Here is a 12,487-nt window from a genome sequence, read left to right as displayed (position 1 = left end):
AAAGGCCCGTCTGCTCAGCAGACGGGCCTTTTTTGTGTAGCTGTGCAGGAGGCTAGTTGCGCGTTTGCAGGCTGTCGGGTGTTTTGCCGTTGGTAGCTTGCGTGAGCTTGTTCTGCAGTTGGAAAGTCACCTGCATACAGTCTTTGGCGTTCTGTTCGGCAGCAGCTAGTTTCTGTTCTGTATCAGAAAGGCGCACGTACAGGAAAACAATCAGGACCAGAGAAATAACCAGTGCCCCAAGGGTAATAACGTTTTTCATGGTGGTTCAGACAAAAGAAAAGCCCGCCGGAACGACGGGCTTTCCAGTAAATGAGGCAACCTAAATAGCCGTATTCGGGTCGAATTGCTCCAGGTAGTCGGCCACGCGACGCACGAATTGGCCACCGAGCGAGCCATCTACCACGCGGTGGTCGTAGCTGTGGCTCAGGAACATGAAGTGGCGAATGCCAATCAAGTCGCCCTGCGGAGTTTCGATGACGGCCGGCTTCTTCTTGATAGCGCCAACAGCCATGATGGCTACCTGTGGCTGCATGATGATGGGCGTGCCCATCACGTTGCCGAATGAGCCGACGTTGGATACCGTGTAGGTGCCGCCTTCCAGATCTTCGGGCTTCAGCTTGTTGGCGCGGGCGCGGTTGGCGAGGTCATTCACCCGCTTGCTCAAGCCGTTGAGGTTAAGCTGGTCGGCGTTGTGAATCACGGGCACAATGAGGTTGCCGGAAGGCAGCGCCACCGCTACACCCACGTTGATGTCACGCTTCTTGATGATGTAGTCGCCTTCTACCGATACGTTGATGTTCGGGAAGTCCTGGATAGCGCGCGCAATGGCCTGGATGAAGATGGGCGTGAAGGTGAGGTTTTCGCCCTCGCGCTTCTTGTAGCCATCCTTGTGCTTGTTGCGCCAGTTCACGATGTCCGTCACGTCGGCCTCTACGAAGGAAGTAACGTGGGGCGAGATGCGCTTAGAGTCAACCATGCGTTGCGCAATCATTTTGCGCATCCGGTCCATCTCAATCAGTTCCTGGTTTCCACTTACTGAGGGCGCCGCTTTGGGCGCTGCCGCTGGTGTTTGGGCTACTGGCTGTGCTGCCGGAACTGCTGCCTGAAGAGCAGGAGTAGCGGGGGCCTGCTGAGCTGCTGGTTGAGCTGCCGCCGCCTGTGCAGCACCAAGTGGCTTCTTGCCGCCAGCTACATAGTCAAGAATATCTTTCTTCGTGACCCGGCCTTCGCTACCAGTACCGGGCAGATACTCTAGGTCGGCCATCGAAATGCCTTCTTCGCGGGCAATGCTGAGCACCAGCGGCGAATAGAAGCGGCCCGGCTGCGGCTGAGCGGCTGGGGCACTCACTGCCTGCGCTTGGTTGGCCTGTGGGTCGCCGGCTTCGGGCAGATAGGGCACTGCCGCCACGCCGTTGTCGGAGGAGGTAGCAGTGGCTTGGGCAGCTGCCGGAGCAGAAGCACCAGCATTGGCTGCATCAGTTTCCACAATAGCAATAGGAGCGCCTACGGCTACTACCTGGCCTTCCTGCACCAGAATTTCCTGCAGCACGCCGGCATGAATGGCAGGCACTTCGGTATCAACTTTGTCGGTTGCTACTTCAAGCACGGATTCATCCTGCTCGATGGTGTCGCCAACTTGTTTAAGCCATTTCAGGACGGTGCCTTCCATGATGGATTCGCCCATCTTGGGCATCGTCATTTCCACTCGTGCCATGCGGTTGGGGTAGGGGTTGGAGTATTGGGTGGGGAATTTGCGGACTCAAAGGTAACAGAAAGCCACAACGCCGGCCAATGCCATTGGTTGCCGCGCTGCAAATGTCTAGTGCAGGTATACCTACTTGCGTCTGCTGCTTCGGGTTGTATATTTGCCGTGCGCTCCTTTCACGGAGTACTTATCAAGAAAGGCGGAGGGACAGGCCCTATGATGCCTTAGCAACCAGTAGCAATACCAGGTGCTAAATCCTGTTTCAGGCGTGCTACGGCAGGCTTGGGAGAAGATAAGCTGAATGATGCCCCGCTGCTGCGGGTGCGGCTCTTCTGACTTATCGGAAGGGCTTTTTTTATGCCCATTTCGGTAAGGAATCTTGATCAGGTGCTTTGGTAGGGGAGGCGTTTCATTCACCTCAATACGTCCTTTTCCTATGCGTACCACATGCTGTTCTCAACCTGCTACCACTGCCGCTGCTCAGGCATTCGGAAAGAAAACCTGTGCTGATGTTGCCCTACTATGGCCTGGGCTGGCTACTTCTGGTTTGTTTTCCTGGACTGTTTAGGTATTGAATATGCTGCGTAAAAACATCAATATCGGGCTGTTTGGCTTCGGAGTGGTAGGGCAGGGGCTGCACACGGTACTGGAGCGTACGCCGGGCCTGCGGGCCCGCATCGGGCGTATCGGGGTGAAGGACCGCGCTAAGCCGCGTACGTTGCCTCCAGGCCTGTTTACCTTCAGCCGCCACGACTTGCTCGACGACCCTGCGTTGGACGTAATAGTAGAATTGATTGACGATGCTGACGAAGCCTACCTCATTGTGACCGAGGCACTGCGCCGGGGTAAAGCAGTCGTAACGGCTAACAAAAAGATGCTGGCTGAGCATCTGGGGGAGCTTATTGAGTTGCAGCGTGAAACGGGCACGCCGCTCCTCTACGAAGCAGCTGCTTGTGCCAGCCTGCCCGTAATCCGCAATCTGGAAGAGTACTACGACACGGATTTGCTGGAGTCGGTGGAAGGTATCATCAACGGCTCCACCAATTACATTCTTACGGCCATGCACCGCGACGCCTTGTCGTTTGGGCAGGCATTAAGCCAAGCGCAGGCCTTGGGCTTCGCCGAGAGCAACCCCGCTCTGGATGTGGAAGGTCTTGATGCTCGCAACAAGCTGGTGCTGCTGCTAGCCCATGCCTTTGGGCTGGTAGTGGCCCCTGAGCAACTGCTTACGCTTGGCATCGACAGGCTAAGCCCACTGGCTACGGCGTATGCGAAGGAACAAGGCTATGCTCTGAAGCTGGTGGCAGAAGCGCGGCGCTTGCCCAACGGCACTATTGCGGCGGCGGTGCTGCCTACCCTGGTGAAGCCGGAGCACGAACTAGCGCATGTGCACGACGAATACAATGGCCTCATCACCCAAAGCAGTTTCGCCGACCGGCAGTTTTTTCTGGGCCGCGGTGCCGGGGCTTTTCCTACCGCTTCGGCCGTGCTCAGCGACCTGTCGGCCCTCACCTATGGCTACCGCTACGAGTACAAAAAACTGCGCCAGCAAACCCATCTGGCGTTGGGGGCCGCCGCTGCTGAGGTGGAAGTACTGGTTACGTTTACGGCGGAAACAGCCCCAGACCCGGCCGATTTTAGCCGCGTGCATGAGCAGTTCCAATCCGATGTGCGGGGCCACTACCTGACCGGTACTATTGGGCTAGAACAGTTGGCGCAGGCCCGCTGGCTGCGGGAGCCAGGTATTTGTGTCGTGCGGCTACCGGGCTCGTTGCGGGCTGCCCAAGCAGTAGACAAGCAGTAGAAGCTGCCGCTGGTGCCATCGGAAATACGCAATAGAAAAAGGGCCGGGCGGTTTCGGCACAAGTGCCAGAAGCCGTCCGGCCCTTTTTCGTTTCAGCCTTCAGAACAGAAGTTCAGGCGTACTGCTTGGCTGCTTACTCTGGGTGCCGGAATAAGGCCTCAAGTGAGCTGTGGCACTAGGGGCTTCGCAATACTACGGCCAATCATGAGGGCCAGCACGTTGCCCAAAATGATGGAAATGATGTTCATGAAGATGTTCTGCGCGAAAAAAGGAAGTTGCGCGAACGAGCGAACAACAGAATCGTCGGGGACACGCCCGCCTTTCAGCGACATCTGGGCCACGGTTTCGGCGTAGGTCTGCGGAATGCTGGCATCCACAAACTGGCAGTAAAGCAGATCGAGGGAAAAGCAGAACACCAACGTGCCCAATGAAAGCACTAGCAGCAGCCAGATGCCTTTTACTGGATTCAGGTGGTTGCGGAACGCCTCTGCGCGGTGCTGGTAGATTGGAAATGTGTGGAGCAGTCCTTCCGCCAGCAGCATCAGCAGCCCCGGTACCACAGGCAGCAGAATCATCTTGTCGTCGCGGAATAATCCGGTATCAGCATCCATCCAGTTGTAGAATACCGCATAAAGCATTGCCAGGTATACCAACGATGTCAGCAGGGACCAAGTCAGCAAAGGAAAAAGAAGATCTTTTTTCATAGTAAGTAGAGCTAAGAACGTTTTTTCTTGGACGCAGCACGGAGGCTGGCCTGGTAGTACAGGATGCTCAGGCTGGTATGTAGTGCCAGTGTCCAGGTATAGCGCCCGGAAGCATAATCCAGCTTGAAAACCAACGTATTAATCACCAATGCAACGACATAAGGCAGGATGATGCCCAGTAGCAGCAACGCCCGGAAAACCGGATCCTGCACGGCTGTATCTATGGTTCGGGGAAACTGAAAAGAACGGCCGGCAAACAGGCGGCGGTGTAGCCTCAGGCTGGCTGCTGTGGTAGCGAGATGAGACAACAACAGAATCAGGAAAACTGTCATGAGCGCCTAGTTTTGAGAAGAAATGGATTGCTCACTGTGGACCACCACGGTTTGTCCCAGCTCAGAAATGGGCTGTGGGGCCCGGCTCCGGCGTGGTAGAAAGCGCCGCACGTAGGCCAACGCATGCACGTAGTTTCGGTTGGTGATAAACATGGCATAGGAGCCAATCATAATCCAGGAGAAGTTGTCGATGCGCATGAAGTACCAGATGCCCAGATGCAGCAATACGCCACCTACAATTACGGGCCATTTTGTGGGCCTAAACCAAATCAGGAAGGCAAAAGACAGTTCCCACAGAATGGTGAAATAGGTGCTCAACACCACAAAATAGTGGTTCTCCGTCAGCGGAATATTCCAACTGGTTTGCCGGAACTCGTCCACGCGCATTGTGTAGTAGGTGGCTGTACCGTTCAGCCACAAGTCGCCCTGCAGTTTGGCCAGCGCCGTGAAGAAGTACACATAGCAGATCTGAATCAACAGGGCCAAGGAGGCATAGCGCATCACAAGTTGGCCCGCCTTGCTCAGAGGGGCCGGCCATTGCCAGCGGGAGCCGGTGCTCAGCGTGTTGTAGCGGTAGGCATCGGCCAAAATGAGAAACGGCAGCGTTACTTCAATCACGTTGTCGGAGCCGTCGAGAATGAAGCCGTTGCGCTGCTTGAAGAGCAGCAACAGTAGCCACAACACAAAAGCCGTAACGCGCCCGAACACCCCAAAAAAGAGCAGAAAAGCCACTACAAACGTGACCAGCACAAAAGCCTGCGGCGCGTAGGGCACATGAAACGGATAGAGCAGGGCCTCCAAGCCGTAAGCGTGCATAAGCCCCAGGTACGTGTCATAGTCTACTATGGCCTGGGGACCCAGCAGATTATCGGCCATCGGCAGGTAGAAAATCATATTTTTCATGACCAGCCCGGCCAGCAGGCACCGGAATACCGACAGGCCCATAGAATTGCGCAGCAAATCAGAAGTGGGAAGCATGGCGAAGTAAAATGAGGTGAAGACAGGTTAGCGGCGGGCCACGTGCAGCAGATAGGCCTCACTGGTCATGTGCGTATAGCGCGAATTCTTCTCGTCGAAGTAATCCTGCTCGCGCTTGGAAAAGCGCGGAAACTCCTGACTCATAATGCGGTATGTTACAAGTATTGAGTCAGCCTGATTCCAAGTGGGGTTCGCCTGCGTGAGGCGTTGCAGCGTGTGGCGTGAGTACTGCAGAATAGCCCGGTGGCCCGGCGACTGTTTGACAACAGCACGCAGAAAACGCTTGGTTTTGGCCGTGTCCTTGGCCAGCGTATCCTGGCGGGCTGCAAAGCGGAAGGCCTTGTTCTGCGTCTCAATCACCTCGTTCGTCGACGCCGACATGTGCTTGAGAATGCGCTGTACGGGTGACCAGTAGCTTACTTTTTTCAGATCCGTGAGTGGTTCCACCACATCAACCCAGCCAGAATTCAGGGGCTTTCCCTTCTGAAATACTTCGTACTGAAACAGGAGACGCTGATTTGCTGCAATAGGGTTAGGCGCAAACAGATTCCAGGTCTGAGAGAACCACGGATTCATGTAACCCTGAATCTGGTATTTGTACTGGTGGCTGATCGGGTTTGCCGGGAGCATACTGAATGCTACTACCGTAAAGTGGCCAATCAGTATCAATACCAGCCCGGTATGCAGCAGCCACCAGTAACGCCGGGAAAGTAGAGTACGGGGTAGAAGTTTCGGTTTCATAGGGCACAGCGAGGGTGAAAAATGCTGGTCAGGCACTACCGTCAAGCAGGACGAAGTGTAAGTAAAACAGAACTATTCCTTGGTGTTTGTAGTCAGGTGGGGCCAGGATATGGAAGGCTAAAAGCACCCGTGTCTTGATTCTGAATCGGAACCGGCGCTCTACGGAGACGCTTGCGGGAGCCGACAAGAAAACAGAGTAGTACTATGTCGTGCTGGTTGTATGCTCGTCAGATGGCGCCAAAGCCTTGTCAAGATGTGTCCGAGCTGTTGTGTAAAAGTGCTACAGCTAGTTGCTGCGTATTAGTGAGCCAACTGATGTTGGCAGATGAATTGTATTGTGTTAGCTACGCGTAAAGCACTGGTATTTGCTGGTGGTATCTGCATCCCCAAACCCCTCCTGGCCGGGGATGCTAACGCCGGTAAAGCCTAAATAGCTGCGGCTTTCAGGTCAAATTCCGAGAAATCGTTGCTCTGATACGGATCAAGCAGTACCGAATTGGCCATGTTGTTGCTGTCGCCATTAGCCGCCTCCCGGTAGCCGGTGTACACACCATAGGCGAAAGCACCTACTACCACCACACCAAATGCCACTGCCGCTACAGCCGGAAATACGGCTTCTTCCAGCATAGCATTTTGTGATTGGAGAGGCGTGGCCTGGGTGTATGTTCCCAAGGCTACGGTGTTCTGCATGGATGCCGTGAACAGCAGTACCGTGAGCAGGCAGGCTGCAATAACGCGCTGAAATTTATGGAAGATTTTCATAGTCAGTTGCTTAGTTATGGCTTGCGTTGTCAAACTGAGAAAAGTCGCCAGCTACATAGCTAGCCCGCTCATAGTTGCTGGCCATGTCGTTGGAGCGGCCCAGCAAGTCGTGTGCGGCGTGCCCAACTATGGTGCCTATTTCATAGGCTCCTACAACCGCGCCCACAGCTGCACCCACAACGGCTACCCCAGCGGCAATAGCTGCCCAGCCGAAAGCCAAGTCCTGCTGGCTTTGCATAGAAGCGTATGCTGGCGCCTGCTGGTAGCTACCGACAGCCACTGCATTTTGAATGGAAAATTGAAAAAGGGATAGGCTCAACACTGCAGCCGCTATGGGCCGTTTCATCTTGCGTAAATTTTTCATCGCTGGAAAGATGTTAAGGTTGAAAAAATGAATTGTACTGGTAACAGAGTGACCAGGAGGGGTGAATGCTATTATATAGCCAGCCGATTTTCGGTTAGCTGAAAGTAGGATTTTTAGGGTATGGTGGGAAGCCCCGCCTATACATGAAAGGCGGCTTATACGGCAATGCGTCTCCTGTTATTGTGCAAAAGCACAATACAATTAGGGAGCCGGATGCAATAGGTAGTTGGTAGTAGAAGGGCGCGGTACTATCTGCCGGAGTTTAACCAGGCAGTACTAAAAGTGGCTGCAAATCAAGCAGCAAGCGCAAATCGGTGAGGCCAAATAACAAGTATCAACTATAAGATGCAAGGGTTGATAGGAAATTTTTAATTATTTTTTTCTGGGATAGAAAACCTCATTACTTTTTCATATACTAGTTAATTGCAATAAAGTGCAGGGTAAGGCTACTCCAATCTATAGGCAGACATCAGATGGACGATATAATCTTTTTTGATGGGGTGTGTAACCTCTGTGATGGGTTTGTGCAGTTTGTTATCGACCGGGATAAAGCGGAGCGCTTCCGGTTTGTGTCGCTGCAGTCAGCAGTAGCCCGCGAGCTATTGCTCCAACACGGTGAGCAGCCACCAGCAACCCCTTCCACTATTTATCTGCTGCGCAATGGGCAACTATATGAGCGGTCCGAAGCTGTGTTGCTCATTCTGCAACAACTGAGTTCGGGATGGCGCTATGCGGCGGTACTGTTGGTGCTGCCACGCCCTTTGCGGGACTGGGCGTATGAACTAGTGGCCCGACACCGCTACCAACTACTGGGCAAACAGACGGAATGCCGAATTCCGACGCCGGCACTGCGTCGTCGCTTTCTGTAGTTCGGCTTTAGCTGTACTGCTCATTTGCCAGAAATGCAGGATATTTAACTACCTCTTAGGCCACAACAGTGGCAGATCCAGGCACGTGCTGCCAGATGTTGAAGTACCCGGGCTGTGCAATGCCAGCGCCATACCTCAGATGGGGAAATATACCGAAAAGGTAGAGCCGCTGCCGACCTGGCTTTCTACCTCAATTTTGCCGCCGGTATTCTCCACCATCTTCTTCACCATGTAGAGGCCAATTCCGGAGCCTTCTACGTGAGTGTGGTAGCGCCGGAACATAGCAAACAACGACTTTTCACGCGTGAGGTCCAGCCCCAAGCCATTGTCTTGCACTTCTAGTACGTGGTAGGCGGCTTCCACCCGGCTGCGTACCTGTACCTCCGGCGGCCGGTCGGGGTGGTGGTATTTGAGGGCGTTGCTCAGCAGGTTATAAACTACTGAACGCAGGTTCTTCTCTGAGAAATTGACCGTAGGAGTAGCGTCTATATGCGCGCTGATGCGGCCTCCAACTTGCTGGAGCAGCGGCGCCAGATCGAGGCAGACGTCCTCAAGTACGGCGGCCAGGGGCACCGGCACAACCGGCTGGCTATGCTCCTTCTGCAGCTTGCTGATATCCGTCAGGTGTTCAATAGTACGGGTGAACCGATCCACCGATTCCTGCATCAGGTCCAGAATATGAGGCACTTCTCCAGCCTTGCTGGGTAGCGGCAATTCGTCCTGCAGCATATGCAGCAGCCCCTCAATATTGGAAATAGGCGCCTTGAGGTCGTGCGACGCGGTATAGATGAAGTTGTCCAAATCGACGTTGGTGCGCACCAGCTGCTCGTTGGTTTCGCGCAACTCCGCGTTGAGCGCCTGGGCTTCGTCGCGGGAGGTGCGCAGTTTCTGGGTGAGGCGCTGCAGGGCCAACTCGGCCAGCTTCTGCTCGTGCACATCAATAACCGTCCCAACGATGCCTTCGAACTCGCCGGAAGCCCCGAAGCGCGGCAGCCCTGAGTCGGTGGCCCAGCGGTACGTGCCATCGTGGCGCCGGAGCCGATATTGGCAATGAAATGGTAGCTGCTTGGCGGTAGCTTCTATAAAAGCGGCTCCGGTTGCGGCGGCGTCATCGGGATGCACGGCCTCTGTCCAGCCCATGCCTAGGGCCTGTGCCTCGGTTTGCCCGGTGTAAGCATACCAGGGGTAGTTCAGGTAGGTACAATACCCGTTGGCGTCGGTTACCCACAGCATAGCCGGGGCACTGTCGGCCATCTGCCGGAACGACTGCTCCCGCTCTTCCACCACGCGGCGGGCCTGCACTTGGTCCGTCACTTCGTGGGCAAAGCACATAACTCCATCCACGGCGCCTTGTGCATTGCGCCGAGCCTGGTAGGTGAAAGTCCAAAATATTTCTTCGAGCGGAGCACCTGCGTTGCGGGCCAGCATGAGCGGCATCTCCTGCGCCACATAGGTTTCGCCGGTGGTATATACCTGCCGGAGCAACTGTGGAATGGGCGAGTCAGCCAGTTCAGGCAGGGCGACTAGCAGTGGCTTGTGTAGCAGCTCGCGGCCAGGAAAGATGAGCTGATAGGCAGGATTAACTAACTGGTACACCAAATCTGGCCCATCGAGGATAGTGATAGGAGCGGGGGCCTGCATAAACAGATTTTCCAGCCGCTGCCGCTCCGCTTCACGCTCCTGCCGCGCCAGCACCTGCTCGGTCACATCGTAGGCAAAGATGGAAACGCCGATAATAACGCCGTTTTCGCGGTAGGCCTGATACGTAAACGTGAAATACACGTCCTGATTTGGCTGCGTGCCGTCGGGGTTTGCAAGGCTCAACCGCAATTCGGTGCCGAAAAACGTTTCGCCCGTGCGGTACACATTGTCAATCAGGGCCAGAAATCCTTGCTCTACGGTTTCCGGAAGGGCTTCGGCTACCGGCCGGCCCAGTAGCTCCCGGTTCGGGAAAAGCTGCTGATACGCCTCGTTGATATACTCGAATCGGTGCTCAGGACCGCGCAGTAACCCAATGCTGGCAGGAGTCTGCTCAAACACCTGGTAAAAGGTTTCCCGCTGCTGAATCTGGTGCTGGGCGGCATCGAGTAAGGCCTGCTGGGTCCGGATCAGCTCCGCATGATTGCTGCTAATCTCCTGATTGGAGGCCTGCAGCTCCTTGTTGATGGCGGCCAGGGCCTCATTGAGCTCCTGCACCTGCTGTTGCGTCTGTACCTGCTCCGTCACATCGGCTACCAGACTATAGAAGCCCACTACCTTTCCTTCGCGTACATCAGGGATGTAGCTGGTATGGATGTGGCGGCTAAAATTCTCGCGGTAAGGCATGGTCGCATTGAACGTCAGCCGCTCACCGGCCAGAGCCCGCTCTATATAGCCAGCTACTCTTGCATAGGCTTCATCACCAAGCACATCCTGCACAGCCCGCCCAACCAACTCATCAGGAGCCATCTTGAACCAGTTTTCATAGGCGCGATTTGCAAATTGGTAGGTCCGATTTTGGTCTACGTAGCCAATAAGTACGGGCAGCGCATCGGTAAGCAACTGCAGCTGCCGGGCAGTCGACTCGCTATTCTGCTGGGCTTTTTCGGCTTGCTGCCGCGCCATCACCTGCTCCGTTACTTCAAACGCAAACACGATAATGCCATCCACGAAGCCATCAGCGTTGTAGCGGGCCTGCTGAATATAATTGAAGTAACGGTCCTCCAATATGCCGTCTGTTGGGCGAGCCAACGGAATCAGAGTACCCAGCTCCTGTTGCGTCACGCCGGTATCATAAACCCGCCGGAACGTATGATACACTTGGTGGTTCGCTATTTCCGGTAGGGCTTGCAGAATGGGTTGGCCCAGCAGTTGGCGGCCCGGAAACAGCTGCTGATAGCTGGGATTAACCAACCCATACACCAAATCAGGACCGTCCAGAATGCAGATTGCGGCGGGTGCCTGCATAAAAAGACTCTCCAGCCGAGCCCGCTGCTGCTCGGCGTCGGCCTGAGCTTGCTGCAGCGCCTGCGTCCTTTCCGATACCCTTTTTTCCAGGGCCTCGTTAGCAGCGGCCAGGTCTTGGTTTAGGTGTTGCACCTGCTGCCGGGCGCGTACTTGGTCTTCTACGTTGTAGGCAAAGATGAGAATACCGGTGATGCTGCCGACTGCGTCGCGGGTAGCCTGGTAAATGAAATTGAAATGCAGCGCCTCCCGCTGATCTGAGTTGGTCCGTTTGATGTACGCTAGGACTTCGTTGCCGTAATACGTTTCCCCGGTGCGGTACACCTCATCCAGAAGATCAAAAAATGGCTGGTCCTGCAGTTCCGGTACGGCCTCGCGGTAGGGCTTGCCTTCCATGGCGCGGCCGCCGAACATCTGCCGGAATCCTTCATTTACAAGTTCAACTACATGGTCGGGGCCCCGCAGACTGGCAATCAGGGCCGGGGCCTGCAATAGCAGCGCCTGCAGCTGATGGCGGTGGGCTTCGGCCTCGGCCAACGCTTCTTTTTCCCGTAGCTGGCTGGCCCGCAGCCGCGCTTCGTCCTGCATTTGCTCCGTAATATTCACTACGGCGTGCAGAATGTGGGTGACTTGGCCCTGCTCGTCCAGAATGGGCGTATTGCACGGCAGCCAATACCGCTCTACAAACTGCCCAGCGTGCTGCGGAGAAGGTACATCATACCGCTGGCGCGCCATTTGGTGGGGTTTGCCGGTGGCCAGTACTTGGTTCAGAGATGCCCGCAGATTGTGTGTGCTGTAGGCTTCGGGCGTTCCGGGATTATCAGGGAATACCTCGAACAGTGACTTACCTAGGAGGCTTTCCCGCTGCGTTAGTGTGGCCGCCAGATAAGCATTGCTGGCCGCTTCGATTATTAGCTCCGTAGAGAGCAGAAGGTAGGCATCGGGCAGGGCGCTGAAGACGGCTGACAGCGGTGGGAGTTCAGGCATGGGAGCAGTGGGCGGCAGTGAGCAGACTGAAGGGGAGTGCAGCTGGTACAGCATAAACTGTCCCTCGGGAACAGTGTTTCGGGGCTTGGCGGACCTCGTAATTCCTCCTGAAAGTAGGCGCTGTTTACCAATAAATAGTTGGAGAGCTTGGCATACTTCTATGGAGCTCATCTGTAGTTATGAAGTTTCCTCGGTTCTGTTGTGCCATTGCCAACGGACCGTATGCCCGCTTCATTGGTGCAGGCGTATAAGCAGGGCACGCTGCTACAGCTACTTGCGGAATCCTGCGTGCCAGCTG

Annotated in this window: 11 protein-coding genes and 1 riboswitch; of the genes, 2 read left to right on the top strand and 9 right to left on the bottom strand. The window is 55.2% G+C overall.

The window, feature by feature from the left end; translation table 11 throughout:
* Nucleotides 1-52: 52 nt before the first annotated feature.
* On the bottom strand, nucleotides 53-259 hold the full coding sequence (locus tag H4317_RS12160) for a hypothetical protein (RefSeq protein ID WP_185886866.1): 207 nt from the start codon (nucleotides 257-259) through the stop codon (nucleotides 53-55).
* Nucleotides 260-319: 60 nt separating this feature from the next.
* The gene (locus H4317_RS12155) at nucleotides 320-1,714 is read right to left on the bottom strand and encodes a dihydrolipoamide acetyltransferase family protein (RefSeq protein WP_185886865.1); all 1,395 of its coding nucleotides are present in this window, start codon (nucleotides 1,712-1,714) and stop codon (nucleotides 320-322) included.
* A gap of 175 nt (nucleotides 1,715-1,889) precedes the next feature.
* A riboswitch (SAM riboswitch) is annotated at nucleotides 1,890-2,004 on the top strand.
* A 278-nt stretch (nucleotides 2,005-2,282) separates the two neighbouring features.
* Between H4317_RS12155 and H4317_RS12150 the strand changes: the two genes are divergently transcribed.
* Nucleotides 2,283-3,509: a homoserine dehydrogenase gene (locus H4317_RS12150; RefSeq protein ID WP_185886864.1), complete on the top strand. Its 1,227-nt coding sequence runs from the start codon at nucleotides 2,283-2,285 to the stop codon at nucleotides 3,507-3,509.
* Between the two features lie 158 nt (nucleotides 3,510-3,667).
* Here the strand turns inward: H4317_RS12150 and H4317_RS12145 are convergent, their stop codons facing one another.
* The 6 genes from H4317_RS12145 to H4317_RS12120 all read right to left on the bottom strand — a co-directional run bounded on the left by H4317_RS12145 (nucleotide 3,668) and on the right by H4317_RS12120 (nucleotide 7,264).
* A complete protein-coding gene (locus tag H4317_RS12145) occupies nucleotides 3,668-4,189 on the bottom strand; it encodes a hypothetical protein (protein ID WP_185886863.1) in 522 nt (173 codons plus the stop codon).
* 35 nt (nucleotides 4,190-4,224) lie between these two features.
* Nucleotides 4,225-4,545, bottom strand: coding sequence for a hypothetical protein (locus tag H4317_RS12140; RefSeq protein ID WP_185886862.1), 321 nt, complete (start codon nucleotides 4,543-4,545; stop codon nucleotides 4,225-4,227).
* A 6-nt stretch (nucleotides 4,546-4,551) separates the two neighbouring features.
* Nucleotides 4,552-5,523, bottom strand: a complete 972-nt coding sequence (locus H4317_RS12135) for an HTTM domain-containing protein (RefSeq protein ID WP_185886861.1) — start codon at nucleotides 5,521-5,523, stop codon at nucleotides 4,552-4,554.
* Nucleotides 5,524-5,550: 27 nt separating this feature from the next.
* Complete coding sequence (locus tag H4317_RS12130) at nucleotides 5,551-6,264, bottom strand: DUF5819 family protein (RefSeq protein WP_185886860.1); 714 nt, start codon at nucleotides 6,262-6,264, stop codon at nucleotides 5,551-5,553.
* Nucleotides 6,265-6,690: 426 nt separating this feature from the next.
* The gene (locus H4317_RS12125) at nucleotides 6,691-7,026 is read right to left on the bottom strand and encodes a hypothetical protein (RefSeq protein WP_185886859.1); all 336 of its coding nucleotides are present in this window, start codon (nucleotides 7,024-7,026) and stop codon (nucleotides 6,691-6,693) included.
* A gap of 10 nt (nucleotides 7,027-7,036) precedes the next feature.
* Nucleotides 7,037-7,264, bottom strand: a complete 228-nt coding sequence (locus H4317_RS12120) for a hypothetical protein (protein WP_185886858.1) — start codon at nucleotides 7,262-7,264, stop codon at nucleotides 7,037-7,039.
* Between the two features lie 599 nt (nucleotides 7,265-7,863).
* Between H4317_RS12120 and H4317_RS12115 the strand changes: the two genes are divergently transcribed.
* A complete protein-coding gene (locus H4317_RS12115; protein WP_185886857.1) occupies nucleotides 7,864-8,259 on the top strand; it encodes a thiol-disulfide oxidoreductase DCC family protein in 396 nt (131 codons plus the stop codon).
* Between the two features lie 135 nt (nucleotides 8,260-8,394).
* Here H4317_RS12115 and H4317_RS12110 read toward each other — a convergent pair whose 3' ends face one another.
* Nucleotides 8,395-12,189, bottom strand: a complete 3,795-nt coding sequence (locus tag H4317_RS12110) for a PAS domain-containing sensor histidine kinase (RefSeq protein ID WP_185886856.1) — start codon at nucleotides 12,187-12,189, stop codon at nucleotides 8,395-8,397.
* Between the last annotated feature and the right edge of the window lie 298 nt (nucleotides 12,190-12,487).

It is taken from the genome of Hymenobacter sediminicola (assembly GCF_014250515.1).
Lineage (GTDB): Bacteria > Bacteroidota > Bacteroidia > Cytophagales > Hymenobacteraceae > Hymenobacter > Hymenobacter sediminicola.
Note: the sequence above shows the minus strand (reverse complement) of the source record. Positions and strands in the feature narration are given on the sequence as shown.

Excerpts from the sequence above, each read along its gene's own strand:
- H4317_RS12160 (WP_185886866.1), bottom strand. The coding sequence starts at position 259 with ATGAAAAACGTTATTACCCTTGGGGCACTGGTTATTTCTCTGGTCCTG.
- H4317_RS12155 (WP_185886865.1), bottom strand. The coding sequence starts at position 1,714 with ATGGCACGAGTGGAAATGACGATGCCCAAGATGGGCGAATCCATCATG.
- H4317_RS12150 (WP_185886864.1), top strand. The coding sequence starts at position 2,283 with ATGCTGCGTAAAAACATCAATATCGGGCTGTTTGGCTTCGGAGTGGTA.
- H4317_RS12140 (WP_185886862.1), bottom strand. The coding sequence starts at position 4,545 with ATGACAGTTTTCCTGATTCTGTTGTTGTCTCATCTCGCTACCACAGCA.
- H4317_RS12135 (WP_185886861.1), bottom strand. The coding sequence starts at position 5,523 with ATGCTTCCCACTTCTGATTTGCTGCGCAATTCTATGGGCCTGTCGGTA.
- H4317_RS12130 (WP_185886860.1), bottom strand. The coding sequence starts at position 6,264 with ATGAAACCGAAACTTCTACCCCGTACTCTACTTTCCCGGCGTTACTGG.
- H4317_RS12125 (WP_185886859.1), bottom strand. The coding sequence starts at position 7,026 with ATGAAAATCTTCCATAAATTTCAGCGCGTTATTGCAGCCTGCCTGCTC.
- H4317_RS12120 (WP_185886858.1), bottom strand. The coding sequence starts at position 7,264 with ATGCAAAGCCAGCAGGACTTGGCTTTCGGCTGGGCAGCTATTGCCGCT.
- H4317_RS12115 (WP_185886857.1), top strand. The coding sequence starts at position 7,864 with ATGGACGATATAATCTTTTTTGATGGGGTGTGTAACCTCTGTGATGGG.
- H4317_RS12110 (WP_185886856.1), bottom strand. The coding sequence starts at position 12,189 with ATGCCTGAACTCCCACCGCTGTCAGCCGTCTTCAGCGCCCTGCCCGAT.